The 25933-nt window shown below is 41.2% G+C and carries 19 protein-coding genes and 2 pseudogenes; 20 read left to right on the forward strand and 1 reads right to left on the reverse strand.

The window, feature by feature from the left end:
* The first annotated feature begins 4 nt into the window (after positions 1–4).
* The 20 genes and pseudogenes from MF1_RS05130 to MF1_RS05225 all read left to right on the forward strand — a co-directional run.
* A complete protein-coding gene (locus MF1_RS05130) occupies positions 5–2359 on the forward strand; it encodes a VirB4 family type IV secretion/conjugal transfer ATPase (RefSeq protein ID WP_161510771.1) in 2355 nt (784 codons plus the stop codon).
* On the forward strand, positions 2356–2802 hold the full coding sequence (locus MF1_RS05135) for a type IV secretion system protein VirB5 (RefSeq protein ID WP_161510614.1): 447 nt from the start codon (positions 2356–2358) through the stop codon (positions 2800–2802). Before MF1_RS05130 ends, MF1_RS05135 begins: the two co-directional genes overlap by 4 nt.
* Entirely contained in the window at positions 2789–3754 is a 966-nt protein-coding gene (gene virB6 / locus MF1_RS05140) for a type IV secretion system protein VirB6 (protein WP_011179728.1), read from the forward strand. Before MF1_RS05135 ends, virB6 begins: the two co-directional genes overlap by 14 nt.
* Before the next feature lie 234 nt (positions 3755–3988).
* Positions 3989–4303 carry a hypothetical protein gene (locus tag MF1_RS05145; RefSeq protein ID WP_014924392.1) on the forward strand — a complete coding sequence of 105 codons (315 nt, stop codon included), beginning with the start codon at positions 3989–3991 and terminating at the stop codon, positions 4301–4303.
* Complete coding sequence (locus MF1_RS05150; protein ID WP_197738331.1) at positions 4257–4961, forward strand: VirB8 family type IV secretion system protein; 705 nt, start codon at positions 4257–4259, stop codon at positions 4959–4961. The genes MF1_RS05145 and MF1_RS05150 overlap by 47 nt, the downstream gene beginning before the upstream one ends.
* A complete protein-coding gene (gene virB9, locus MF1_RS05155; RefSeq protein WP_014924394.1) occupies positions 4958–5824 on the forward strand; it encodes a P-type conjugative transfer protein VirB9 in 867 nt (288 codons plus the stop codon). The genes MF1_RS05150 and virB9 overlap by 4 nt, the downstream gene beginning before the upstream one ends.
* The gene (gene virB10, locus MF1_RS05160) at positions 5817–6974 is read left to right on the forward strand and encodes a type IV secretion system protein VirB10 (protein WP_014924395.1); all 1158 of its coding nucleotides are present in this window, start codon (positions 5817–5819) and stop codon (positions 6972–6974) included. Before virB9 ends, virB10 begins: the two co-directional genes overlap by 8 nt.
* A complete protein-coding gene (virB11, locus tag MF1_RS05165) occupies positions 6971–8041 on the forward strand; it encodes a P-type DNA transfer ATPase VirB11 (RefSeq protein WP_014924396.1) in 1071 nt (356 codons plus the stop codon). The genes virB10 and virB11 overlap by 4 nt, the downstream gene beginning before the upstream one ends.
* Positions 8042–8109: 68 nt before the next feature.
* Positions 8110–8316, forward strand: a pseudogene (locus tag MF1_RS05170) (antitoxin VbhA family protein).
* Between the two features lie 289 nt (positions 8317–8605).
* Complete coding sequence (traG, locus tag MF1_RS05175; protein ID WP_161510615.1) at positions 8606–10525, forward strand: Ti-type conjugative transfer system protein TraG; 1920 nt, start codon at positions 8606–8608, stop codon at positions 10523–10525.
* Positions 10526–10920: 395 nt separating this feature from the next.
* Positions 10921–11127 carry an antitoxin VbhA family protein gene (locus tag MF1_RS05180; RefSeq protein ID WP_014924400.1) on the forward strand — a complete coding sequence of 69 codons (207 nt, stop codon included), beginning with the start codon at positions 10921–10923 and terminating at the stop codon, positions 11125–11127.
* 11 nt (positions 11128–11138) lie between these two features.
* A complete protein-coding gene (locus MF1_RS05185; RefSeq protein ID WP_161510616.1) occupies positions 11139–12740 on the forward strand; it encodes a BID domain-containing T4SS effector in 1602 nt (533 codons plus the stop codon).
* Between the two features lie 321 nt (positions 12741–13061).
* A complete protein-coding gene (locus tag MF1_RS05190; RefSeq protein WP_161510617.1) occupies positions 13062–14555 on the forward strand; it encodes a BID domain-containing T4SS effector in 1494 nt (497 codons plus the stop codon).
* Between the two features lie 320 nt (positions 14556–14875).
* Positions 14876–16456: a BID domain-containing T4SS effector gene (locus tag MF1_RS05195; RefSeq protein WP_161510618.1), complete on the forward strand. Its 1581-nt coding sequence runs from the start codon at positions 14876–14878 to the stop codon at positions 16454–16456.
* Positions 16457–16774: 318 nt separating this feature from the next.
* The gene (locus MF1_RS07050) at positions 16775–18472 is read left to right on the forward strand and encodes a BID domain-containing T4SS effector (RefSeq protein WP_161510619.1); all 1698 of its coding nucleotides are present in this window, start codon (positions 16775–16777) and stop codon (positions 18470–18472) included.
* Between the two features lie 1420 nt (positions 18473–19892).
* Positions 19893–21464: a murein biosynthesis integral membrane protein MurJ gene (gene murJ / locus MF1_RS05205; RefSeq protein WP_014924406.1), complete on the forward strand. Its 1572-nt coding sequence runs from the start codon at positions 19893–19895 to the stop codon at positions 21462–21464.
* A gap of 93 nt (positions 21465–21557) precedes the next feature.
* Positions 21558–22628 carry a tryptophan--tRNA ligase gene (trpS, locus tag MF1_RS05210; protein WP_161510620.1) on the forward strand — a complete coding sequence of 357 codons (1071 nt, stop codon included), beginning with the start codon at positions 21558–21560 and terminating at the stop codon, positions 22626–22628.
* A 61-nt stretch (positions 22629–22689) separates the two neighbouring features.
* On the forward strand, positions 22690–23181 hold the full coding sequence (locus MF1_RS05215) for a universal stress protein (protein ID WP_161510621.1): 492 nt from the start codon (positions 22690–22692) through the stop codon (positions 23179–23181).
* A 56-nt stretch (positions 23182–23237) separates the two neighbouring features.
* Entirely contained in the window at positions 23238–23816 is a 579-nt protein-coding gene (locus MF1_RS05220; RefSeq protein WP_161510622.1) for a NifU family protein, read from the forward strand.
* Positions 23816–24031, forward strand: a pseudogene (locus tag MF1_RS05225) (NifU family protein); the annotation flags it as partial. The gene MF1_RS05220 and the pseudogene MF1_RS05225, both read left to right, overlap by 1 nt.
* Positions 24032–24269: 238 nt before the next feature.
* On the opposite strand, the gene groL reads toward MF1_RS05225, so the two are convergent.
* Positions 24270–25913 carry a chaperonin GroEL gene (gene groL / locus MF1_RS05230; RefSeq protein ID WP_161510623.1) on the reverse strand — a complete coding sequence of 548 codons (1644 nt, stop codon included), beginning with the start codon at positions 25911–25913 and terminating at the stop codon, positions 24270–24272.
* Positions 25914–25933: the final 20 nt, after the last annotated feature.

A 25933-nucleotide genomic window follows, 5' to 3' on the forward strand; every position in this document is an offset into this window, starting at 1 on the left:
ACAGATGTCAATTATGAAACGGGAGTCTTTACCTGAAGAATATATTCCTTACATACGCCACGTCAACCAACACGTCATTGCATTAAATTCACGCTGCTTAATGACTGTAATGGCTGTTGAGGGCGTGAATTTTGATACTGCAGATATCAATCACTTAAATTTCTTACACAACCAGTTAAACACTCTCTTGAGAAATATCGCGGATGAACGTGTTGCTTTATATTCTCACATCATTCGTCGGCGCGAAACGATCTATCCGGAGAGTCGTTTTTTTTCATCTTTTGCAGCAACACTAGATGAAAAATACAAAAAGAAAATGGTTTCGCAAGAGCTGTATAGAAATGATCTCTTCGTTTCACTGCTGTGGAATCCAACATCGGATAAGACTGAGCAACTCGCTTCATTTTTTCAGCGCTTAACAAAAGCGAAGAAAACACAATCTGAACCAGACATGGAAGCCATTCGTAAAATTGAAGCATTAAGCCAAGATCTTATACAAGGGTTGGAGAGCTATGAAGCGCGCCTCTTGTCAGTCTATGCACATGAGGGCATTTTGTTTTCCGAACAAAGTGAATTTCTACACCAGTTAGTAGGAGGAAGGCGTGAGCGGATTCCTCTCACATTTGGCACCATTGCCTCAACGATTTACTCAGACCGTGTCATTTTTGGCAAAGAAACGATCGAAATTCGTCATGAAAGCAATGAACGTTTTGTTGGCATGTTTGGCTGGAAAGAATATCCCTCTAAAACACGCCCAGGGATGACAGATGGTTTACTCACAGCACCGTTTGAATTTATCTTAACACAATCCTTTGTCTTTAAGAGTAAAGCAGCTGCCAGGGTCATTATGGGCCGCAAACAAAATCAGATGATTAATGCAGCGGATCGTGCTAGCTCACAAATTGATGCACTTGATGAAGCGCTTGATGATTTAGAATCAAACCGTTTTGTTTTGGGTGAACATCATCTCTCTCTAGCCGTTTTTGCTGATCAACCAAAAACATTGGTTGAATACCTCTCAAAAGCGCGCGCTCACTTAACCAATGGTGGAGCGGTTATCGCCAGAGAAGATCTAGGATTAGAAGCTGCATGGTGGGCGCAACTGCCTGGAAATTTCAGCTATCGTGCGCGATCTGGAGCCATTACCAGCAGAAATTTTGCAGCGTTATCGCCCTTCCATTCCTTCCCCATTGGCAAACTTGAAGGCAATGTTTGGGGAGCGGCTGTAGCATTGCTGAAAACACAAGCTGGTTCACCTTATTATTTTAATTTTCATTATGGTGACCTTGGCAACACTTTTGTTTGCGGTCCATCAGGATCTGGTAAAACTGTGATTGTTAATTTCCTTCTCGCACAATTACAAAAACATAACCCGACAATGGTCTTTTTTGACAAAGATCAAGGCGCAGAGATTTTTGTGCGTGCCGGAGGTGGAAAATATAAACCTTTGAAAAACGGACAGCCCACGGGCATTGCTCCATTAAAGGGCATGGAATACACTGAAAAAAACAAAATCTTTCTTCGCAGTTGGGTCTTGAAGCTGGTGACAACTGAAGGGCAAATGGTGACAGAACAAGAGCGACAAGATATCGCCAAAGCCATAGATTCCTTGGAAAGTCTTCCACATGCGCAACGCTCTCTTGGTGCCCTTCAATTGTTTTTTGATAACACATCAAAAGAAGGAATTGCTATACGGTTACAACGCTGGATCAAAGGCAATGACTTAGGCTGGGTTTTTGACAACGACCAAGATGATCTCAATTTAGATTCACAATTCATTGGTTATGACATGACCGATTTCTTAGACAATGAAGAAATTCGGCGCCCCTTGATGATGTACCTGTTTAACCGTATTCTCGATCTTATTGATGGACGGCGCATTATTATTGTCATTGATGAATTCTGGAAAGCTCTTGAAGATGATTCCTTCAAAGCTTTTGCGCAAGATCGCCTTAAAACGATCCGTAAACAAAATGGTATGATGCTCTTTGCTACGCAAAGCCCCAAAGATGCTTTGAACTCTACAATCGCACACACGATTATTGAGCAATGCCCCACCCAAATATTTTTTCCAAATCAAAAAGCAAATTACAAAGATTATGTTGAAGATTTTAAACTGACTGAGCGTGAATTTGAACTGATACAGTCAGAATTAAGCAGAGAATCCCGTCGTTTTCTCATAAAACAGGGACAAAATTCCGTCGTTGCAGAACTCAATTTACGTGGAATGAACGATGAGATCGCCATCTTAAGCGGTACGACCAAAAACATCGAACTGGTGAACCAAATTATCAACGATTATGGAGCAGATCCCGACACATGGCTGCCCATATTTCACCAAAGGAGAGAAAATCAATGAAAAAATACGGCTTAGTCACACTTTTATCTTTATCTTGCGTCTCTCATACAATAGCAGAAACCCCATTACTTGCTGATGAATATTATAAAAGAGCATTAGAACACACGCAAAAATTAGATGCTGCAAAATCAGAAACAGCGGAATCTATTTATGCATCTGCAAATGAAACTGCTAATAAAATTAAGGAAATAAACGAGAAGCTTACAAAGGCTCAGGCAGCTGAAAAAACCAAACCTGAAGAATTTCAGGCTCTTCAAGTAGAGCTGTCTCTTCTTCAAGCACAGCTGCAAGCAGATACTTTAAAAATTCAATTCCTGTCTATGATTCAAGCGAAAAATACGAAAACAAAAGAAGATATCCGTGAAGAGCAAACACAAAAAAAGCATAAAGACCTTCAAGAAAAATTAAAAGAAAAACTTGGGAATTCTGATGTCCGACTTTAGTTTTTCCCCGTTTGAGAGCATTTCTGGATATATTTTAAATCCACTCGAAAATGCAATGAATACGACAGTGAGTGGGTTATCTTCTGCTATTTCAGCACCCTTAAATCTTGCCTCGATCATTTTTATCTTTCTGTATGGCTATAATGTTATGACTGGTCGTGTCTCCCTTTCGATGCATAGCCTTCTCAACAATGTTGTGAAAATCGTCGTTGTGACGGCAATGGCAACGAATGCGGATACATTTAATACCTATGTCAAAGATATTTTCTTTGGTGATTTAGCAAACGCTATTGGGAATGCGCTCAACAGCAACCCCGCTAGCGCAAATGTTTTTGATTATATTCTGTTAAAGACAAGTGCCCGTTATCAAGAAGTTTTAGCAGCTGCTTGGTTTCTTGAAAAAATCATGGTTGGTCTTCTTGGATCTTTAATGATTATGGCCGTTATTGTCTTTTGTATAGGTGGTTTTATCGTACAAATGTTTGCACAGGTTGCACTTGTAATGATTATAGGTCTTGGTCCCCTCTTCATCAGCCTCTATTTGTTCAATGCAACCAGAAAATTCACCGATGCATGGATTACAACGCTGATTAATTTTACCATTTTGCAAGTTTTAGTGATCATGCTTGGAACGATCATGTGCAAAATTATCCTGCATGTTCTCAATGGCACCTATGATTCAATCTATTTCCTTTTCCCACCTGTCGTCGTTATCTCGATAGTGGGGGCTATTCTCTTCCGCGCACTTCCTGGCATTGCCTCTGCACTCTCTAGTGGAGGACCATACTTTAACGCTGGTATCTCTTCAGGAGGACAAATTTTTACAATGCTTTCCAGTGGCGCGAAAACGGGCAGAAACGCAGCCAAAAGCGCAGCATCAACTCTCTCTGGTACAGCAGGTGCCGCAGCCAAAGTTGCAAAAATTGGGGATAGAGGCCGTGGTCGATTTTGATGTCAGATACCTCTTAAAAAGAACGAGAGTTCTTGTTTTTGCATTGCGCGCGCTAGAGAGCGCACAATGTACATATTGCGTGAAACAGTTGAGATCCTTGATTTCATAAAGACCAATCAAAATGTTTCATCGCACGCTTTTGTGAAATTGTTCAAAGCAAGAGCCCCACACCTCATCTCTATGGGGTCACGCGGTTATGTGTTGTATTTTAAAGTATTTGTGTGAGTTCAAAAAATGAAACAAAAAATAACTTTTTTTATGATCCTGATGATTGCCCTTACGGGCTGTGCTTCTCTTAGTGGGCCCAAAAAACCACCAAGATGTAATGGCCAGTATACGCGCGCTTTAAATAGAGATAAGTGGGATTGGGACAATAAAAACATCATCATACAAAAAAAAATCGTAAAACCTGTTACAACCCCCATCATCCTCAACACGCTGGAAAGTGAAAAAGCAACAGCTGACGTGACGCTTCATCCAGCTTCATTGGATTCTATAAATCATGAAACATTCTCTGATCAAAATACGGAGGTCGCGCGTGAAAAGTGATGCATTTGATGAGTATGTAAAAGAAGCACGCTCATTTGATATTGACCGCATGCATGGCCTACAACAGCGAATGAGAATTGCCATGGCTTTGACAGTGCTTTTTGGCTTAATGACAATCGCCTTGGCTTTGGCTGTAGCAGCATTAACACCCTTAAAAACAGTAGAGCCCTTTGTTATCCGCGTTGATAATTCAACAGGTATTATTGAGACAGTAAGTGCCTTAAAAGAAACGCCAAACGATTATGATGAAGCAATAACACGTTATTTTGCTGGCAAATATGTTCGTGCACGCGAAGGTTTTCAATTATCAGAGGCGGAATACAATTTTCGCTTGATTTCTCTTTTATCTTCACCAGAAGAACAAAACCGTTTTGCAAAATGGTATTCGGGCAACAATCCAGAAAGTCCGCAAAATATCTACCACAACATGACTGCTAAGGTCACAATCAAGTCAATCTCCTTTTTAAGCAAAGATCTTATTCAAGTGCGTTACTATAAAACGATCAGAGAATTTAATGGAAAAGAAAATATTTCCCATTGGGTCTCGATCCTCAATTTTTCCTACATTAATGCACGCATTTCAACAGAAGACCGACTAATCAACCCGCTTGGTTTTCAAGTGTCAGAATATCGATCTGATCCAGAGGTGATAAAATGATGAGATTTTCAAAAATAATCTTTTTAGCTTTCCTTTTTGCAATAAGCTGCCCAACAGTCCCGTTATTTGCTGAAACAGCTCCTGTGAGTGCGCGCAAAGACAATCGCATCAGATTTGTCAATTATGACCCATACAATGTCACACAAATCATCGGATCTATTCGTTCTTCTGTTCAGCTTGAATTTGCCGATGATGAAGAAGTGACCTATGTGGGCATTGGCAATTCTGTTGCTTGGCAAGTTGCACCAGCTGGACATTTTGTATTTCTCAAACCGCGCGAAGTTCAACCTGTGACCAATTTACAAATTGTCACAAGCCGTCAAGACGGGACAAAACGGTCCTATCAGTTTGAACTCCAAGTGCGTGAAGGCGACGTTTCAGCCGGCAATGATACCTATTTCCTCGTAAAGTTTCGTTATCCAGAAGATGAAGCTTTGCGCAAGAAATTAGCCAAAGCAGCAGAAGCTGCACAGCGTGAAGAAAATTTTGTCAATGATGTTTTTAACATCCATGAAAATTTTGGACCACGCAATTGGGCTTATGAAGCGCAAGGTTCATCCCTCATTGAACCTGCTTCTGTCTATGACAACGGTAAAACAACAACCTTTACATTTTTGGGCAATACCGAAATCCCTGCTATTTATCTCGTATCGCTTGATGGGCAAGAATCTCTCATTCCAAAATCAATTAAAGGGAACAAGGTTATTGTTCATGCCACAGCTGCGCAATTTACTTTGCGCCGCGGGAATGACGTGCTGTGCATCTTTAATAAAAGATTTGTACCTGAAGGGATTAACCCTGAGACCGGTACGACATCACCATCTGTACAACGTAGAGTGAACATAGGAAATGGTCATGAATGACGAAATAGATGAAAACAACATAAATGATCGCAGTACAATAAAAGACGGTCAAGAAAAAAAACTACATTCCAATACAAGCAAAGCAGTTGTTCTTCTCGTTCTTTTGGGTGTTTGTGGTTATTTAGCGTATTCAACGCTTGTCACAAACAAAAAACAGCCGGTTGAACTTCCAAAAGAGGCGATTATTAAGCAAACAGAGCGTTTCCGCCCTGCACAGCCCAAGCCTGTACTCCTCGAGCCGACTGAAAAAAATAACGTCCTGTTGCCCAAGGTTGAATTGCCAACGCCCAAAAGAAACCAAACAAATGCCGATGATTCACTCTTAGAAGCAGCACAACGTGCTCCTGTCTTAGCCTATGCCAGCCCACAAAAAAGCCAAGCAAATGCAGAAAAAAATAACGACACTTCACCGAACCAACTCGAAAGAAAACCTGATGAAACAGCACAACGCTTTAATCATCTTCTCAAACCGACAAACCTTGAAGGTATTCATGCTTCAACACTTACTAATCGAAATTACATCATCGCAATGGGTGCTTCCATTCCATGTATTTTAGAAACGGCGATCAGCAGTGACCAACAGGGATTTACCAGTTGTATCGTTTCTAGAGATATCTTGTCAGACAATGGTCGCGTTGTCCTTCTTGATAAGGGCACACAAATCGTTGGCGAATACCGTGCCGGATTAAAAAAGGGGCAAAATCGTCTTTTTGTGTTATGGAATAGAGCCAAAACACCAAGTGGTGTTATTATAACATTAGCCTCACCGGCAACGGATGCCTTAGGGCGTTCTGGTGTTGATGGAGATGTTGATAATCATTGGTTTGAGCGGATTGGATCTGCGCTTCTTGTATCGATTGTCCGAGATGCAACCAATTATGCGAGAAGCCGGTTGCCAAAAGATCAAGATAAGAACAATTCTGACACAATCTCTTCGGGACCAAATATTGCAAATATTGTCGTGGAAAATTACGCCAACATTCCTCCCACACTAACAAAAAACCAAGGGGAAATGGTCAATGTTTTTGTCGCCCGCGATTTAGATTTTTCCAGTGTTTATAAATTGAAAGTGATCGAAAACAAAAAACAGATTGTCAATCGATCCATTTTAAGAAACTTTTATAAAAATTCTGCGGTGATTTTGAAATGAACCAAAACCTGCATAAATTGAGCAATGAAACTGTCGCGATTGTTTTAACAAAACTTGAACCTATCAGTGCCTTTCTGAAAGATAAGAGCCTTTTTGAAATTGTCATCAATCGTCCCTATCAAGTAATGACAGAAGGTATTGAGGGATGGAAAACAATAGAAGCACCAGCTCTTTCGTTTGATGAGCTTATGGGGATTGCTAAAGTTGTCGCTTCCTATTCTAAGCAAAATATATCCGACAAAAATCCAATATTATCAGCTACCCTACCGGGGAATGAACGTATTCAAATTGTCATTCCTCCGGCGGTGGAAAAAGACACAATCAGCATGACAATTCGCAAACCATCATCGCGGAGTTTTTCACTCGAAGAGCTGGCAAATAAAGGTCTCTTTTCTGTGTGTGAACAAGTGTCATTTACGCCATTAAATGATTATCAATCGCGTTTTAGTGAACTCAAACACATTGAGCATAGCTTGGCAACCGCCTACTCTAATAAGGATTTTGTCTCTTTTTTAAATCAAGCCGTAAAATGTCAAAAAAATATTTTAATTGCAGGGAAAACGGGTTCTGGTAAAACAACGCTATCAAAGGCATTAATCGCTAAAATTCCCTATGATGAGCGTATTATCACCATTGAAGATACACCAGAATTGGTCGTACCACAGCCCAATTATGTCTCTATGATCTATTCAAAAGATGGTCAAGGCTTAGCCTCTGTCGGTCCAAAAGAATTGCTTGAATCTGCTTTGCGCATGCGTCCTGATCGCATTCTTCTACAAGAACTTCGAGATGGTACAGCCTTTTATTATATCCGCAATATCAATTCAGGACATCCAGGTTCAATTACCACGGTTCATGCATCAACAGCACTCGCTGCATTTGAGCAAATGACCCTCTTGGTCAAAGAAAGTGAAGGCGGAGGTGATTTAGAGCGTGATGATATTCGAGGGCTGTTGATTTCAATGATTGATATCATTGTTCAATGCAAACGGGTTGAAGGAAAATTTAAGGTCACAGAAATTTATTATGACCCGTTTAAACAACGAAACATATTTGGAGGGAACTAAATAGAAATCACGCCTACTCCAAAAGGCTTTTTTAAGGCAACTCTTGAAAAGCTGGAAAGGAAAAATAAGTGAAAACAGAGACAGAAGAAAATTTTTTGTCGATCACGCCGAAAGAATTGGAAAAGCGCCGCGAAGCAGTTGATGTAGCCATCAGCACCCATACCCTTGAAGGTATAAAGCTTCATCCCAAAACGCTCGAATTTTAGAAAGATATGCGAGGGGGGAATACCTCACTAGAGGGATTTAACACGCTTATGGACAATGCTAACTTATAAGGAGGTGGTTATGCCAAACACAAAGGAAATTACAGAGACCGTTCACAAGCCAGAGAGGCACAAAAACAATTGCAAACACGGACAGTCAGTCGCTCAAAAGTGCTCGCCATGGGGCAAGCTAAAATAGTTTGCTAAAAAAAATACAAGGTCTTGCACCTTCCTTTGACTATGCATGAAAGAGGATGTTTTGCCACTCTCGCGTCCCCAAAAAGAGAGGGGGGGTAAGTGGTGTGAGACCGATTTTAAAAGGTATTGTTTTATACCCTGATAAAACCGAAAGTAAGACACAATGAAATACACAAAGATACAGCTGGCGCTTATTTTAACGCCAATCGCTTTAGGTGCTTTAACGATATTCCTTGTCCCGCATTTATTGTCATTTGTGATCAATGATTTGAAAGCCAATCACGTTTACTGGTATGTTCGTTCAGAGCCCTTATTGGTGCTGATGCTGGTTGCTACTGTGTCATTATGTTATACCCTATCGCAAAAGCTGCACCTGCGCAAAGCAATCACGCTGGTCTCCGCTGTCTTTTTTGGGATCACTGCTCTTTACTTTATTGGCGGTGAAATAAAACGCTTAACTCCCTATGTTGGGCAACAAGGGATAACATGGAGCTATGCTCTCAAGTTCATGGATCCTATGGTTGTTTTTGGCGTCATTTGTGGTGTTGTTCTTTTAGTAATTCAAGTCATGATAAGCTCTCCGCCCACAAGCAAAGTCAAGCGTGCGAAAAAAGGAATTTTTGGGGATGCTTCATGGATGAATTTAAAAGAAGCAGCAAAAATTTTTCCCGCCAATGGTCAAATTGTTGTTGGCGAAAGATACCGTGTTGACCAAGACGGTGTGTGCAATATTCCCTTTGCGCCTGGCAATAAAACAACATGGGGAAAAGGGGGAACAGCCCCTTTGCTTACCTTTAATCTTGATTTTGGTTCAACCCACATGATCTTTTTTGCCGGTTCTGGTGGGTATAAAACAACAAGTACAGTTGTTCCGACCTGTTTAACCTATCCAGGACCTATTGTTTGCCTTGATCCTTCAACAGAAATTGCGCCAATGGTTAGGTTTGCGCGGAAAAAAATGGACAATAGAAATGTCATTGTTCTCGATCCCAATTCCCTCTTAACAAAAAATTTTAATGTACTTGATTGGCTTTTAGACGATAGCGTACCGCGCACACAACGTGAAGCTAATATTGTCGGTTTTTCCAAACTGCTTCTTACGGATAAAAAATCAGAGAATTCTTCGGCAGAATATTTTTCGACACAAGCACATAATCTTTTAACCGCGCTTCTTGCACATGTCATTTTCTCTGATGAATATGAAGACAGTGAGCGCAATTTAAAAACATTGCGCGCGATCCTTTCTCAGTCAGAAACGGCTGTTGTGAATCAATTGCGCATGATTCAAGAAACAACATCTTCTCCTTTTATTCGTGAAATGGTTGGTATTTTCACCGAAATGGCAGACCAAACCTTTTCAGGGGTCTATACAACGGCATCAAAAGATACCCAGTGGCTTTCTTTGTCCAATTACGCTGATCTTGTTTGTGGCAATGATTTTTCGTCTTCGGATATTGCAAATGGAAAGACAGATGTTTTTCTGAATCTTCCTGCAAGCATTTTGAACAGTTATCCAGCGATTGGACGCGTGATTATTGGCGCTTTTTTAAATGCGATGGTTACGGCTGACGGAAAATATAAAAAGCGTGTTTTGTTTGTCTTGGATGAAGTTGATCTTCTTGGTTATATGAATATTTTAGAGGAAGCACGCGACCGTGGGCGTAAATACGGCACATCCTTGATGCTCTTTTATCAATCCTCTGGTCAGTTGGTCAATCACTTTGGAGAAGCGGGGGCGCGTTCATGGTTTGAAAGTTGCTCATTTGTCAGTTACGCCGCCATTAAAGATCTCCAAACAGCCAAAGACATTTCAGAGCGCTGTGGTCAAATGACAGTTGAAGTAACCGGAACAAACAAATCGAGAGGTTTGTCTTTGGGAAAGAGCTCTTACAACGTCAATTATCAACAAAGAGCCTTGATTTTACCCCATGAAATTATTCAGGAAATGCGCCAAGATGAACAAATCATTCTTATGCAAGGACAACCCCCTTTACGATGTGGTCGAGCAATTTACTTTAGAAGAAAAGAAATGTTAGCCGCTGCTAACAAAAACCGTTTTGCTCCACAAGCAAAGAAAAATTAAAAAACACCCTATGATGAATTTGAACATCAAAACAAGTACAACAGCAGAAAAGGAGAAATGATATGTTCTTGTTTCACAAAAGCTCCTTAAAAAAGAATTTTACATGACGCAACAAGAAAGACATGATGAAGAAAAATCTTTAAGGATTGCTTTTATGTCTGTGTTTACCAGCGCAAACACTCCTTGTGAAGAACCCCCAAATACCCAAGAGATCAACGACGATCATGACCACCATGCCACGCTTTCAACATCTGCAAGAAACTCGTGAAGGTAGCTTTATTGAAGGCAAGATGCCCGAAAGTCTAGGAAAAATTATCATTTGTGAAAATGATAAACAAAAGTTGAGAATACACCAAAGAAGCTTTCCAAAAGCAAATTTAAAAAGGAAATCGGCAATGAAAATAACCCGAACAGGCCATTTCGCAACTTTTATGCTAGAAGAATTACAAAAGCAGCGTGAGACGATTGATAAAGCCATTAGCATTCATGCTCTTGAGGGAAGAACGCTCCGTTTCAAAATGCTCAAAATCTCAAAAGAATACGCGAAGGGGGACTTTTCACCTGAAGAGTTTAACCACCTCATAAACCACCCGCCTTACTGAGGAGAGACCCTATGTTAGAGCATAATTATTTTTATAAAAACAGCGCAACACTGAAAAATAAACATGGCATAAAAAACCCGCGAAAACTGTATGAACGCTGTGCTCATGAGACAGCCAAAGAAGCTGTAAATTTTCGCCTTGAACCGCCACCACGGGAATTTGATGCCGCTTATTTAAGGACAATTCACTGGTGCCTTTTCCATAACACTTTTGAATGGGCTGGTGTTACCCGAGATCAGCCCTTTACATTTGAAGATGGCAGCACTGCATGTATGCCAGCTATGCGACCAAAAGGTTATAAGGTTCCTTTTGCTGTCGGTTCACAAATTCAAAGAGAGCTTAAAAAATTAGAACAAAGACTAATCGCGAAGAATAATTTGCAAGGCTTATCGCGCCAAGAATTTGCTGCAAATGCTGCTGAAGTTTTTACAGCTCTCGACCACGCGCATCCTTTCAGAAAAGGCAATGGGCGCACACAACGAATGTTTATGGAAAAACTCGGACAAGCGGCAGGCTATAAGATTGATTTTTCTTTGATCACAAAAGAACGTATGACATATGCCAGCATTGAAGCGATGCAACATAACAATCCAGAACCCATGAAAGATCTTTTTGAGGATATCACTCACCCTCAAAAATCCCTTCTTTTAAAGGAATTTATCTTTCAGATGAGAAGCGCTGGACTTGACGAAATTAACAATCATATTGTTTTGGCAGCAAAAGAAGGTGTGACCTATGATGGCATTTATAAAGGTTCTTCAGCTGAAGGTTTTGTCATAGAATTAGAAGGTGGCACTTTCATCGTCGGGCACAAAGATGATCTTAAGCCAGAGCAAGTGAAAATATTACAGAATGGTGATTTCATCTCCTTTCAGAAAAACAATGTTCAAAACATGAGAGAAACACTTATCCCAAGCGAGATATTAGCGCCTCTCACCAATGAGATCCTTGCCGAAAGGCTCGTAAACCATTGTGGGGTTGAATCATACCGCCATGAAGTCGAGTGGTTATCAAAAATTGTTTACGGCAACACACAAGCATTAAGCCAAATGATTGAGACAATCAATATAGATCCAAGTTTAGGCGAACAGTTTGCTGATCACATTATCCAAAATCCTAAATCAGTTGGTAAGCTTGCCGGGAAGAAAATCCTGGGTCTAAGAAGCCCAGCGCGCAAACGTGCGGAAGAGACTGTTTCACAGCTGGGTGACACACTTAAAAGTTATGCCGATATGACACATAAGACCATGACTGACATCATAGAGCAATACTCAAGAGAACAAAGACGCACAGCGCGCTCTGTCGAAAATCCTGGGAAAGACTTGCAAAACCTTTTTGCCTTGTTCCCAGAACAACAAAGAGATGTCTTGTCTCATTCCCCTACGCTGCAACAACAACTCCATCGTTTTTCGCGTCAATTGCAAAATCGTTTATCATCAGAGGAGCGTCGAGCCATACAAGAAAACGATTGCACAAGACTTTCTTGTCTGCTTGGTGTATCGGCAAGCAAAGCAAAAGAGATTGCTCAAATTGTGAAGCACACCAAAGAGGCACAATGTCAGATGCATACTCTTAAAGTCTGCCGCTCCGCATTGATGGCTCTGACCGGCTAAACACAAAAGAATTTTTGTTTTTCATCTGATCTTTTGACGCAAACTATTGGGAGGATTGTGTGAAAAAATGTTGCAAAATGTTACAGAAAGTATCTATCAAAACAACTCCTGTAATTTTATGTAACTTATTGATAAAATTTCACAAAAAAACTGTATAAAAGACACAAATGTCGATTATGCTTGGGGCGAATAGCGGAGGATCTTTGGAGGTCATTCAAATAGACATTCTCCTTTGTATAAAAGCTATTAAAGCATAAAGGTGGAGAGTGCACCAAAGAGTTTTTCTATAAAAATATTGAAAAAGCTTGAAAGGAAGCCTGCATGAAAAAAAACCAACCATCCTCTCCTTCTATCCCCCGTTCTGTGGAAGAAGCAAGAAGACGTTATGAACAAGCTCTTCCCAGAGAGGAATCTCCACCAGAACCCCTGTACGCAACAGTGAACAAAAACACATCTCATACAGCGAAAAAGCCAGAACAAGGAGTACCACAAGCGCCTCTCTTCGCAGCGAGTTCTCCTCCACAAAGGCCGCCTCGCCTGAGAGACAGGGAGCTCCATAAACCAACAATCAAAGAGGAGGAAATCGTATATGCATCGCTTGTTCATCCGCCTCACACGGACCACAAACACCCGAGAAAGAATCCAGACAATGAAACCCTCTACGCAACGGTTGCTCCCCAAAGTCAAGCAATGTCTCCCATGAGAGAGAAAGAGGAGGAAATCGTATATGCATCGCTTGTTCATCCGCCTCACACGGGCCACAAACACCCGAGAAAGAATCCAGACAATGAAACCCTCTACGCAACGGTTGCTCCCCAAAATCTAGCTCCCCAAAGTCAAGCAATATCTCTCACGAGAGAGGAAATGGCGATCAGGATTCAAAAGAGTCCATCGGTTCAAGCATATCAACAAGAAGTCTTACATTGGTGCCAAATTGTTTATGGCAATTCGCATGTTTTGCAAGAAAGAGTGCAGGAGATTCTCCAAAAACCCAATTTGGCAGAAGAGGTCTCATGGCAAGTTGCAGCAAATCCCCAGGCTATTCATAAGCTTGCAGGAGTTAGTATGTGTGGCATAACAAATAGTACCCGCAGACATGCTGAAGCAGGTCTTTCACATCTTTGTACTGCCATTGAGAACTATGGGGATGCTGTAAAACAAGCACACGAAAACATTATGCACATTCCTCACGCGGAAGCAAGACGTCATGGAGAGGACAGGACACGCAGTGCCCAAAGTCTGCAGCCGCATCATCTTGAAAAGGGAAGTGCATCTCTCTCAAATGAGGAAATGCTGGGCATGGTTCAAAGCCATACATCCATTCAAAGATATCATGCACAAATTGGCTATTGGTGCCAAATTGTTTTTGGCAATTCGCGTATTTTGCAAGAAAGAGTGCAGGAGATTCTCCAAAAACCCAATTTGGCAGAAGAAGTCTCATGGCAAGTTGCAGCAAATCCTCAGGCTATTCATAAGCTTGCAGGGGTTAATGTGTGTGGCATAACAAATAGTGCCCGCAGACATGCTGAAGCAGGCCTTTCACATCTTTGTACTGCCATTGAAAACTATGGGGATGCTGTAAAACAAGTAAAGGAAAGTATTGTGCAGAAGCACCAGACAAGGCAAAATCGCCAAGAACAGGCTTCTGGATTGTCTCAGAGCTTGCAAAAACAACAAGCCTTGTCTAAACCTCCTAAACTGCCTGAACGTCCAGCTGTAACCGCGCGTAATGAGGAAACCTCCAAGCAGCAATCACCAGACGTTCGACCTCGCAGAATTGGTGGGGGAGTGAAAGCAATGGCTTTCGCCAGCTAAGTGTGCATCTGCTTTGGCCTTTTAATTGGATCCTTTGTCTGATTTTTGATCTCGTCTCTTGGCGCAAACTATTTGATAGGAGTTGTGCCAAGGATCGTTATGGAGTGTTCGGGTAAAGTTTCATCAAAGATCCTCCGTTCTTTAATCTCATGATTAAATTATATCAAGTACATGAATTTACACCAAGAGCCAAAATTTTTTGAGGTCAATTCAAATGAATATCCTTCTTTGAAGAAAAAGCTTTCAAAACAGAATGGTGGAGAATGCATCAAAGAAATTTTCTAAAAACAAATATTGTAAAAACTTGAAAGGAAACATGCATGAAAAAACACCCACTCCCTTCAGCATTTCCTGCAGTGAAAGAATTAAGGAAACGCTATGAACAATCTGCTGCAGGAACATCTATACCCAAAAGCCTATCAGCAAGGGCTTCTCCCAAAGATAAAAGACAGCCGCACACGTCACAAAGGCCTGGAAAATTGCAAAAACCTGATGAACAATCTACTGCTACATCAGAACAAAGCTTGCTACAAGCGCTTCTCTACCCAACACCTCCTCCACAACAACCAATGCGCACCAAAGACAGGGAGAAGAGCACCGCAGCTGTTCAAGAGGGTGAAACTCTCTATCCAATGACTGTTCCACAAAGACCATCTCGTGCAAAAGATAAAGAGAAAAACGCCGCACCCATCCAAGGGGGTGAAGCTCTCTACACAAAGGCTGCTCCAAAAAGACCACCTCGTGCAAAAGATAAAGAGAAAAGCGCCGCACCCATCCAAGGGGGTGAAGCTCTCTACACAAAGGCTGCTCCAAAAAGGCCACCTCGTGCAAAAGATAAAGAGAAAAGCGCCGCACCCATCCAAGGGGGTGAAGTTCTCTACGCAAGGGCTGCTCCACAAAAGAAAAGAACGATTTTCTCGAAAGGCGAGATTTCGAAAAGGCTTCAGGGAAGTGTATCGATCCAATATTGTGAAGCAGAAATTCAACATTGGTGTAGAGTTGTTTATGGTAACCCACACGCTCTAAAGGAAGAAATTGCAACGATTAAAGAAAACCCCATGTTTGGAGAACAGCTCTCATGGGAAGTTGCAAACCATCCTACGTTTTTTCATAAGCTTGCGGGTAACAAAATGCTTGGCATAAAAAACAGCGCACGCAAAGAAGCTGAAGCAGGTCTTCCTTCTCTCTGTAACGCCATTGGCGATTATGCAAAGACTGTAAAAAGGGAAAAAGAGAGCATCTTGCAAAATTATCATGCCGAGCAAAAACGCTATGAACAACCGATGGAGAGGGTGCAAATGGTCGAAAAGCCGCGAAAGCCACTTCATCTTGAAAAGGAAATGGCCCCTCTTTCGAACAAAGAAATTGCTTACAGGATTCAAAGAGATACATCGGTTCAATATGGTCAAGCAGAAATACAATATTGGTGCCACATTGTTTATGACAATCCGTGTCTCTTGCGGGAAAGGACAGAGGAGATCCAAAAAAATCCTGCTATGGGAGAAGAGCTTTCATGGCAAGTTGCAAATCATCCTACATTTTTTGCTAAGTTCGCGGGTCACCAAACGCTTGGCATAAAAAACGAGGTGCGCAAAAAAGCTGAAGCAGGTCTTTCTTCCCTTTGTAACGCTCTTGACAGTTATACAAATGCTGTAAAACAAGCAAAAGAGAGCATTATCAAGGAACATCAAGAAAAACAAAATCGCCAAGGACAGTCTGCTAGGTTAGCGCAAGAATTGCAAAAAAAGCACGTTTTATCAAAGTGGCCTAAACTGCCTGAGCATTCAACAGTCACCGCGCGTCATGAGAGTGGAGAAACCTCCAAACAAGTAGACAGCAAACCGCCTGACGTTCGACCACGCAAAGTTGGGACAACAAAAGCAATGGCTTTCACTCACTAAGCGTGCATCAACTTTGGTCTTTAATGTGATTTCTTAGTCTAATCTCTTGAAGCCAATCATTTTATGGCAATTGCGTAAAGGAAGAGTGTGCGATGTTACAGCAAAATTTCATCAAATATCTCCCCTCATTTACCTCAATGATTACAAATACTAATGATGATCCGTACTAAAGAACACAAAATCTTTTGAGACTCTTTCAAATGGGCATCCTTCTTTGAAGAAAAAGCTTTCAAAAAAGCTTTCAAAACAGAATGGTGGAAAGTGCATCAAAGAAATTTTCTAAAAACAAATATTGTAAAAACTTGAAAGGAAACATGCATGAAAAAAAACCAACCAGCCCCTTCTGCACCTCTTTCGGTGAAAGAATTAAAAAAACGCTACGAACAGCCTGCCACAAGAATATCCTCTCCAGAAACCCTCTCTGCAAGGATTTCTCCAAAAGACAAAAGACAGGCTTCCCCGAAACTGGAAGCATTAAAAAAACGCTATGAACACCCTCCCACAGAAACATCTTCTTCAGAATCTCTATCTGCAACGATTGCCCCACAAAGACCACTTCGCATGAAAGAGAAATTGGCTCAGATGGAGCAAGCAAAAGAAACTGCAGATGTAAAGATTGTCCCACCACAAAGACCACCTCGCATGAAAGAGAAATTGGCTAAAATGGAACAAGACAGAGAAACTGCAGATGCAATGGCTGCTCCACCAAAACCACCTCGCATGAAAAAGAAATTGGCTCAGATGGAACAAGCCAGAGAAATTGGAGACGCAATGGCTGCTCCACCAAAGCCACCTCGCATGAAAGAGAAATTGGCTCAGATGGAACAAGCCAGAGAAATTGGAGACGCAATGGCTGCTCCACCAAAGCCACCTCGCATGAAAGAGAAATTGGCTCAGATGGAACAAGCCAGAGAAATTGGAGACGCAATGGCTGCTCCACCAAAGCCACCTCGCATGAAAGCCAGAGGGCAAAGCAGTATCGCCGCAGAAAGTGAAACCCTCTACGCTACAGCTGCTCCGCAAAAACCACTTCACGTGAGAAAGACACTTGTTAACACAATGGAACAAAAGCTCTTGATCGACGCATATCAGGAAGAAATTCGATATTGGTGCGGAATGGTTTATGGCGATCGGCTTATTTTAGACGAAAGAATGGAAGAGGTTCAAAAAAACCCTGCTCTGGGAGAACAGCTCTCACGAGAAGTTGCAGAAAATCCCCAGTCTATTGCTCAATTCGCTGGTAAAAAAATGCTTGGCTTGAAAACGAAGGCACGCAAAGAAGCTGAAGAAAATTTTTCATCTCTTTGTGCTACTCTTGAGGGTTATGTATATACTGTAAAATACTCACAAGAAACCACTATGCGTGTTACTCATGCAGAACAAAGCCACCATGAAGAACCAACACTGAGAGGACAAAGAGCTGAAAATCTACGAAAGCCGCTTCATCCTGAAAAGGAGATGGCACCTCTTTCGAATAAGGAAATTGCCAACAGGATTCAAAGAGATCCATCGGTTCAATATGCTCAAGCAGAAGTCTGCTATTGGTGCAAAATCGCTTATGGCGACCCGAGTATTTTGCAGGAAAGAATTGAAGAGATTCAAAAAAGTCCCAGCATGGGAGAAGAGCTTTCATGGCAAGTTGCAAACCATCCTACGTTTTTTCATAAGCTTGCGGGTAGGCAAATGCTTGGCATAAAAAATCAAACACGCAAAAAAGCCGAAGAAGGTCTTTCTACCTTATGTAGCGCCATTGAAAATTATGCAGATATTGTAAAACAAGTAAGAGACAATATTGTGCAAACCCATCAAGCACAACAAAACTGCCAAGAACAGTCTGTGGAATTGGCTCAAGACTTGCAAAAACAGCAAGCTTTATCAAAGCGGCATAAGCTGCCTGAGTATTCAACAGTTACTGCGCATGAGGGTGTAGAAGCCTCCAGGCAAGCACAGCAGCAATCGCCAGACGTTCGACCACGCAAAGTTGGGGCAGCAAAAGCAATGGCTTTCGCCAGCTAACATGCACAAGCTTTGGTCTTTAATATGATCTCTTCGTCTAATTTCTTGGCGCCAATTATTTTATGGAAATTGCGCCAAGAGTGTTACTGTTGTGGTTTGTTATAGCAAATATTTAAAAAACACCCCTTGTCATAGAGTGTAAATTCGTAAGCAGGTGATACTAGAAGCAAAGAAAAGTGCGACATAAAACCAAACAGCCATAGAGACTACTAAACAAAAAGATACCCGAACCACTTCTCATGACTCTTAACAACGATCCATCTGCCTCCTCTGTTTCTCCTTCGCGCGAAGCTATGCCGATATCCCAGGCCATATCTTATGAACACTTCCCCAATCTCCTACGATGCAATTTATGAAGAGAAAAAATGAATAAAAAAACATAAGGAGTGTTTTTATGAAGAAGTAAGCGGACATCCTCATTGTATTTGCCAGCCCCCAATGTTGCGAAAATCTCTGTATTCAAACACTTCATAAGAGACATTTTTACTCCCGTCTTCAAAGTGTTTCTCTCTACACGCCAATCCCACTTGTGATGTGCAAGTAAAGAATCTTGTTTGATTCAACATAAACAGGTTTGAAATGCAAAAATCTTACGCTCTTCGAGGTTCTAGTTCAATTTAAAACGCTGAATTATCTTTACAAATCAAAGCATTGTATACCATCCCTAAACGCTCTTTGGATACCAAACACATATTTTCTTTAGAAAAGACTGTTCTTCATTTAAAATTGCTTCTTTGTTGTTAAGTTTGTGAGCAAATCTCTGATCCAATAACTTCCCCCATCTTTCTTCAGTTAATACGCATAAGCTTAATTTCTATTTTATTATGTTTCTTTACACAGCAAAATAAAGCAAATAGGACAAAATTGCTCTCTGATTTTTGATCTGGTGTAAAATTACATCTCCAAACACTAAACTGAAAAGCTTCTTTACAGAAGCGATACAAAATACATCACAGAATAAACTCTATACTCCCTATATCTATGCTCTCCCTATAGTTTAAAGCACATTGAAGCGTTTTGGAGCATTATGAACACATCAAAGCGATATTTATGGCAACAGAGCGCAAAAAAGAAAACATCCCCGGTTATCATATCTGGCAGAAATGAAACAGAGCACGAAGCATAAATAACCACCGGCTTCCCATTCTTTCTTTCTCCTTGTATTCATTCTATTGCCCTCCATTTCCAGCTCAAGAAAAAACAATATTGATTGTTTTATGAAAACAATACAAACTGTAATGGAGCAATAAAAATAGAGGTTAAAGAGTATGAATGTCCTCTTGTTGACAGAAGGATAAACACCATCGTAAAACACTTCAAAAATGGATTCTTGTCTTGGCATGCTGTTCAAATTTTTATGATCAATAATTTTATTTATTTTTTCCTCATCGCTCCTTCATGATAAACCCGATGTATTTTTATGACCCTGATTAAAAAATTTGCAACTGTTGCTTCTGGAACCCTCATGAGCCGTATTTTTGGCTTTATACGCGAAATGCTGATGGCCGCAGCCCTGGGAACTGGTCCTGTTTCCGATGCCTTTAACGCTGCTTTTCGTTTTCCCAACACATTCCGCCGATTTTTTGCTGAAGGCGCCTTTAATGCAGCTTTTGTTCCTCTTTTTGCAAAAAAAATTACTAAAGATGGTCAAGAAACTGCATGCAAATTTGCAGAAGAGGTGTTTGGTGTTCTTTTTTCGCTGCTGTTACTTTTAACCATTGTCATGGAATTAAGTATGCCTTTTTTAGTACGAACCATAATTGCCCCAGGTTTTGCAGAGGATGCGACAAAATTTAACGCTACAATTCATTTTACCGCAATCATGTTTCCCTATTTAACATGCATGTCTTTAGCAGCCATGATGGGGGGCATGTTAAATGCCTTGCGGCGCTATTTTATCGCAGCCATCGCCCCCCTCTTTTTAAATATTATTTTGATTAGCGTGCTTGCCTATGCTTGGATATACCAATTTGATGCTTGGCATATCGGCTTAAATCTTTCCTGGGGCGTCTTGGCTGCAGGACTTCTCCAACTCGCCTTAATCGCGGTTGCTCTGCGTCAAAGTGGAATGAAAATTTTCCTCCGCCGTCCCCATCTTAGCCCCAATGTTCGCAAGCTTTTAACATTGGCATTCCCTGCTGCTATCACAGGAGGGATTACGCAAATCAATTTATTAATCAATACCAACATTGCTTCCAGCCAATCGGGTGCTGTATCCTCTTTGATGTATGCCGATCGTCTTTACCAATTACCACTCGGTGTGATAGCAATTGCCGTTGCAACCGTTCTTTTACCAGAATTAACAAGAGCCCTCCGCAGTAAAAACCACAAAGAAACCCACGATTTGCAAAACCGCTCTATTGAATTGACCCTGTTGTTAACTTTACCTGCATCCGTGGCTTTTCTGCTGCTCTCTCACCCAATTGTCAGTTTACTTTTTGAGCGTGGACAATTTACCAGTGAATCAACACACCATGTTGCACAATTACTTGGGCTTTATGGGCTAGGACTTCCAGCTTTTGTACTGATCAAAGTCTTTATTCCTAATTTCTTTGCCCATGAAGATACAAAAACACCAATGATTTTCACAGGTATTTGCGTTTTTATCAATATCAGCCTAGCCTTAATCCTCTTTCCAATTTTGTCAGCACGGGGCATTGTCATTGCTGAAATTACCTCTGGGTGGGTTAACACACTATTGCTTTGGGGCATTCTCATCAAACGTGGTTATTGGAAATACGATACACAACTGATAAAACGAATGGTATGTTTGATTATCACGACTCTTTTAAATGCTATAGCCCTATATTATGTGCTTGATATTCTTTGCTTTTTTTCTTTCCCTTTATCCTCACAAGCATCGTTTTTCTTGCGTGCTCTCACCTTGGCAGGGATCATGATTGTCATATTCTTGGTATATTGTATGGCCTATTTTTTACTTGGCACCCGTTCCTTTTTCCTCACCCTTAAAAATTTTAAAAAACGTCTATAATACAAAACGTCTATAATACTTTGTCTTGCTTTCAGAAAGATCCTTTGTCACAAAACACAAAACGAATAACTTTACTTAAGAAAGAACTCTCTTATGGACACCTTTACACCCCTTGTCTTTTCCGGCGTACAACCGACTGGTAATCTGCATCTTGGCAATTACCTTGGAGCCATTAAGCATTGGGTTGAACTGCAAATGTCCTATAGTTGCTTGTATTGCGTGGTTGATATGCACGCGCTCACACTGAACCCGGATCCACTTATCTTACGTGAATCCACCAGAGCAGTCACAGCAGCCTTTTTAGCTGCTGGTATTGATCCCCAAAAACAAATCATTTTTAACCAGTCTCAAGTTTTTCAGCATGCTGAATTAGCATGGATTTTGAATTGTATTGCCCGTATTGGCTGGCTCCAACGCATGACGCAGTTTAAAGATAAAGCAGGGAAAGATCGCGAACAAGCATCCCTTGGGCTTTTTGCCTATCCAAGTCTTATGGCTGCCGATATTTTACTCTATCGCGCCACGCATGTTCCGGTGGGGGACGACCAAAAACAGCATGTTGAATTGACCCGCGATATTGCCCAAAAATTTAACAACGACTATTCACACCGTATTGCAGATTTAAATTTTGGTGTCTGTATGCAAATGGGTGAGGAAAAAAGACAAAGCTTTTTCCCCATACCAGAAGCGCTTATTGGCAAGACAGCGATGCGCGTTATGTCTTTACGCGATGGTACAAAAAAAATGTCAAAATCAGATCCTTCAGATTTTTCACGCATTAATTTGACTGATGATGCGGATCTTATCGCAAAAAAAATACGTAAAGCAAAAACTGACTCCGGAGCTTTTCCTGACACACTTACAGCCTTAAAAGGACGCCCAGAGATCGATAACCTGCTTGGTATTTATGCTGCTTTTGCACAAATAAGCAAAGAAAAGGCTCTTTTAGAGTTTTCTGGAAAACAATTTTCGCTTTTTAAAACAGCCTTAGCTGACCTTGCCGTCCATAAGCTTGCCCCAATCACACAAGAATTACGTCGACTTCACCAAGAAAACAGTTATATTGACTCTGTTTTACACAATGGCGCAGAACGTGCTAGTGCACTGGCCGAAAAAAATATGAAAAAAATCCGTGAAATTGTTGGATTTTTGCACGATGCATGAAACAATAAAACTTAAACTGTAAAAAGTAAAAAAATTGTCTGTAGAAAATAGAGAAAACCCCATGGTTTCCAAGCAAAAAAATCCGAAAACAGGTCACAAACGGAAAATTTTAGTCATTATTGATGAAACGCCAGAGTGTCGACGTGCCGTTGCTTTTGCCGCACAGCATGCCCAAAATACCAATAGAACATTGGTGTTGCTGTGTGTCGTTGATAGTGTAGAATTTCAACATTTTCTGGGCGTAAATAACGTTATGCGATCGGAATCAACGCAAGCTGCCTATAAAATATTGGGAGAAATTGCCGATGATGTACGCACCACACACGCCCTTAAAACAGAAATAATTGTGCGTGAGGGAAAAAAAATTGATGAAATTGCCAACCTGATCGACGAAAATAAGGAGATCGCGCTCATTGTTTTAGCTGCCAGTGGACACACAGAAGGACCAGGCCCACTTGTCCAACTTATCGGGAGTCGGGGAACAGCTTTTTCAATCCCTGTTACCGTTATTCCAAGCAATCTTGCCGATGAAGATATTGAATCCATTGCTTAAATACAGTATTCTGAACTCAACGACCTTCCTAACCTTTCACACCAAAAGGAGAGTGTATGTTTATTCAAACTGAAACCACACCAAATCCTGCAACACTTAAATTTTTGCCAGGTCGTGTGGTACTTTCCAAGGGTGTCTTAGAGTTTCGTACCAGTGAAGAAGCCGCTAAAAACTCACCTTTAGCTGCAAAACTGTTTAATATTCCAAATGTTAATGGTGTTCTTTTGGGTTATGATTTCATTACCGTGAGCAAAAAAGATGGCGAGTGGCAACATCTCAAACCAGCCATTTTAGGCACCATTATGGAACATTTTCTATCCGATGCCCCGGTTATCAACACAAATGCCACAATACAAGCGCAAACGCACGCCCTTAACGAAGAATTTTATGACGAAAAAGACGTCGATATCGTCTCAACAATCAAGGAACTTCTTGAAACACGTGTTCGCCCAGCTGTTGCCAATGACGGTGGAGATATTACTTTCTGTGGATTTGAAAACGGTATTGTTTACCTCAATATGCGGGGAGCCTGTGCCGGATGCCCCTCTTCAACTGCAACACTAAAAACTGGTATTGAAAATCTTTTACGACATTTTATCCCAGAAGTTTTAGGTGTTGAAGCCATGCCGCAATAAAAAACGCCAATATCGTCTCAACAATTAAGGAACTTCTTGAAACACGTGTTCGCCCAGCCGTTGCCAATGACGGTGGAGATATTACTTTCTGTGGATTTGAAAACGGTATTGTTTACCTCAATATGTGGGGAGCCTGTGCCGGATGCCCCTCTTCAACTGCAACGCTAAAAACTGGTATTGAAAATCTTTTACGGCATTTTATCCTGGAATTCTAAAGGATTAAAGTCCTTCCAAAATAAAACGAGGATGAGATTTTACAAAATACCGATACAGAGCATTCTTAAAGAAAAACGCTTTCATAAAAACACTTATATTGAACAAGAGAAAAAAGCATAAGAGAAGAGCAAAATCTGATGACATCATAACGATACATCAGAAACTTTAATGAAACAAAAAAATTGTACAAAAAAAACGGGCTCAGTGGCCCGTTTCCTTTTACCTTTATGCAAGGGCTTAGAAATCCATTCCGCCCATTCCACCCATTCCGCCACCAGGCATTGGAGGCATTGGAGTGTCTTTCTTTGGAACTTCAGCAACCATTGCTTCTGTTGTGATGAGAAGGCTGGCAATCGATGCAGCATTCTGGAGAGCAGAACGCACAACCTTCACAGGATCAACGATTCCTAGAGCAATCAAATCACCAAATTGACCAGTTGCGGTATTGTAACCAAATGTATCTGCGTTATTTTCAAGCACTTTGCCAACGATAATCGCTGCTTCTTCACCTGCATTAGTTGCAATTTGGCGTGCTGGTGCCTGTAGTGCACGACGAACAATATTGATACCAGCTTCTTGATCAGGATTGCTTCCTTTAATTGTCAAGGCATTTGCAGCACGCAACAATGCAGTTCCACCACCGGCAACAATACCTTCTTCCACAGCTGCACGTGTTGCGTTCAAGGCATCATCAACCCGATCTTTCTTTTCTTTCACTTCAACTTCTGTCGCACCACCAACACGGATAACAGCAACACCACCAGCGAGTTTAGCAAGTCTTTCTTGCAATTTTTCACGGTCATAGTCAGAAGTTGTTTCTTCGATCTGTACCTTGATTTGGTTTACGCGTGCATTAATTTCAGCTTTTTTCCCAGCACCATCAATAATCGTCGTATTTTCTTTAGAAATATTCACTTTCTTCGCACGACCAAGCATATCCAAAGTAACATTTTCTAATTTAATGCCAACATCTTCAGAAATAACCTGACCCGATGTCAAGATTGCAATATCTTCCAACATGGCTTTACGGCGATCACCAAATCCTGGAGCTTTCACAGCAGCAATTTTCAAACCACCGCGCAGCTTGTTAACAACGAGCGTTGCCAAAGCCTCACCTTCCACATCTTCAGCGATAATAAGAAGAGGTTTGCCAGACTGAACAACAGCTTCGAGCACTGGAAGCAAGGATTGCAAATTAGACAATTTCTTTTCGTGAATGAGGATGTAAGGATCGTCGAGATCAGCCACCATTTTATCAGCATTGGTGACGAAATAAGGGGAAAGATATCCACGGTCGAATTGCATCCCTTCAACGACTTCCAATTCCGTTTCAGCAGTTTTCGCTTCTTCCACGGTGATAACGCCTTCATTGCCAACTTTTTCCATAGCATCAGCGATCATTTTACCGATTTCTGCAGCACCATTGGCGGAAATTGTTCCCACTTGTGCAATTTCTGCTGAAGTCTGGATTTTTTTCGCTTTTTTGAAAAGATTACTCACCACTTCTTCAACAGCAGCATCAATCCCACGTTTGAGATCCATTGGGTTCATGCCAGCAGCAACGGCTTTCACCCCTTCTTGTACAATAGCCTGTCCTAAAACAGTTGCAGTTGTTGTTCCATCCCCAGCAATGTCATTGGTTTTAGAAGCAACTTCGCGCAACATTTGCGCACCCATATTTTCAAACTTATCTTCAAGCTCGATTTCTTTTGCAACAGATACACCATCTTTTGTGATGCGAGGTGCACCAAATGATTTATCAATTACAACATTGCGACCTTTAGGGCCGAGCGTTACTTTAACAGCGTTAGCAAGGATATCAACGCCGCGCAATAAACGCTCACGCGCTTCACGGCCAAATTTGACTTCTTTAGCAGCCATTTAATTTCTCCTTGGAGTTA

The sequence above is a fragment of the Bartonella quintana genome (genome assembly GCF_009936175.1).
Lineage (GTDB): Bacteria > Pseudomonadota > Alphaproteobacteria > Rhizobiales > Rhizobiaceae > Bartonella > Bartonella quintana.

Coding starts and splice junctions, on each gene's coding strand:
- MF1_RS05130 (WP_161510771.1), top strand. CDS start 5: ATGTCAATTATGAAACGGGAGTCTTTACCTGAAGAATATATTCCTTAC.
- MF1_RS05135 (WP_161510614.1), top strand. CDS start 2,356: ATGAAAAAATACGGCTTAGTCACACTTTTATCTTTATCTTGCGTCTCT.
- virB6 (WP_011179728.1), top strand. CDS start 2,789: ATGTCCGACTTTAGTTTTTCCCCGTTTGAGAGCATTTCTGGATATATT.
- MF1_RS05145 (WP_014924392.1), top strand. CDS start 3,989: ATGAAACAAAAAATAACTTTTTTTATGATCCTGATGATTGCCCTTACG.
- MF1_RS05150 (WP_197738331.1), top strand. CDS start 4,257: ATGAAACATTCTCTGATCAAAATACGGAGGTCGCGCGTGAAAAGTGAT.
- virB9 (WP_014924394.1), top strand. CDS start 4,958: ATGATGAGATTTTCAAAAATAATCTTTTTAGCTTTCCTTTTTGCAATA.
- virB10 (WP_014924395.1), top strand. CDS start 5,817: ATGAATGACGAAATAGATGAAAACAACATAAATGATCGCAGTACAATA.
- virB11 (WP_014924396.1), top strand. CDS start 6,971: ATGAACCAAAACCTGCATAAATTGAGCAATGAAACTGTCGCGATTGTT.
- traG (WP_161510615.1), top strand. CDS start 8,606: ATGAAATACACAAAGATACAGCTGGCGCTTATTTTAACGCCAATCGCT.
- MF1_RS05180 (WP_014924400.1), top strand. CDS start 10,921: ATGAAAATAACCCGAACAGGCCATTTCGCAACTTTTATGCTAGAAGAA.
- MF1_RS05185 (WP_161510616.1), top strand. CDS start 11,139: ATGTTAGAGCATAATTATTTTTATAAAAACAGCGCAACACTGAAAAAT.
- MF1_RS05190 (WP_161510617.1), top strand. CDS start 13,062: ATGAAAAAAAACCAACCATCCTCTCCTTCTATCCCCCGTTCTGTGGAA.
- MF1_RS05195 (WP_161510618.1), top strand. CDS start 14,876: ATGAAAAAACACCCACTCCCTTCAGCATTTCCTGCAGTGAAAGAATTA.
- MF1_RS07050 (WP_161510619.1), top strand. CDS start 16,775: ATGAAAAAAAACCAACCAGCCCCTTCTGCACCTCTTTCGGTGAAAGAA.
- murJ (WP_014924406.1), top strand. CDS start 19,893: ATGACCCTGATTAAAAAATTTGCAACTGTTGCTTCTGGAACCCTCATG.
- trpS (WP_161510620.1), top strand. CDS start 21,558: ATGGACACCTTTACACCCCTTGTCTTTTCCGGCGTACAACCGACTGGT.
- MF1_RS05215 (WP_161510621.1), top strand. CDS start 22,690: ATGGTTTCCAAGCAAAAAAATCCGAAAACAGGTCACAAACGGAAAATT.
- MF1_RS05220 (WP_161510622.1), top strand. CDS start 23,238: ATGTTTATTCAAACTGAAACCACACCAAATCCTGCAACACTTAAATTT.
- groL (WP_161510623.1), bottom strand. CDS start 25,913: ATGGCTGCTAAAGAAGTCAAATTTGGCCGTGAAGCGCGTGAGCGTTTA.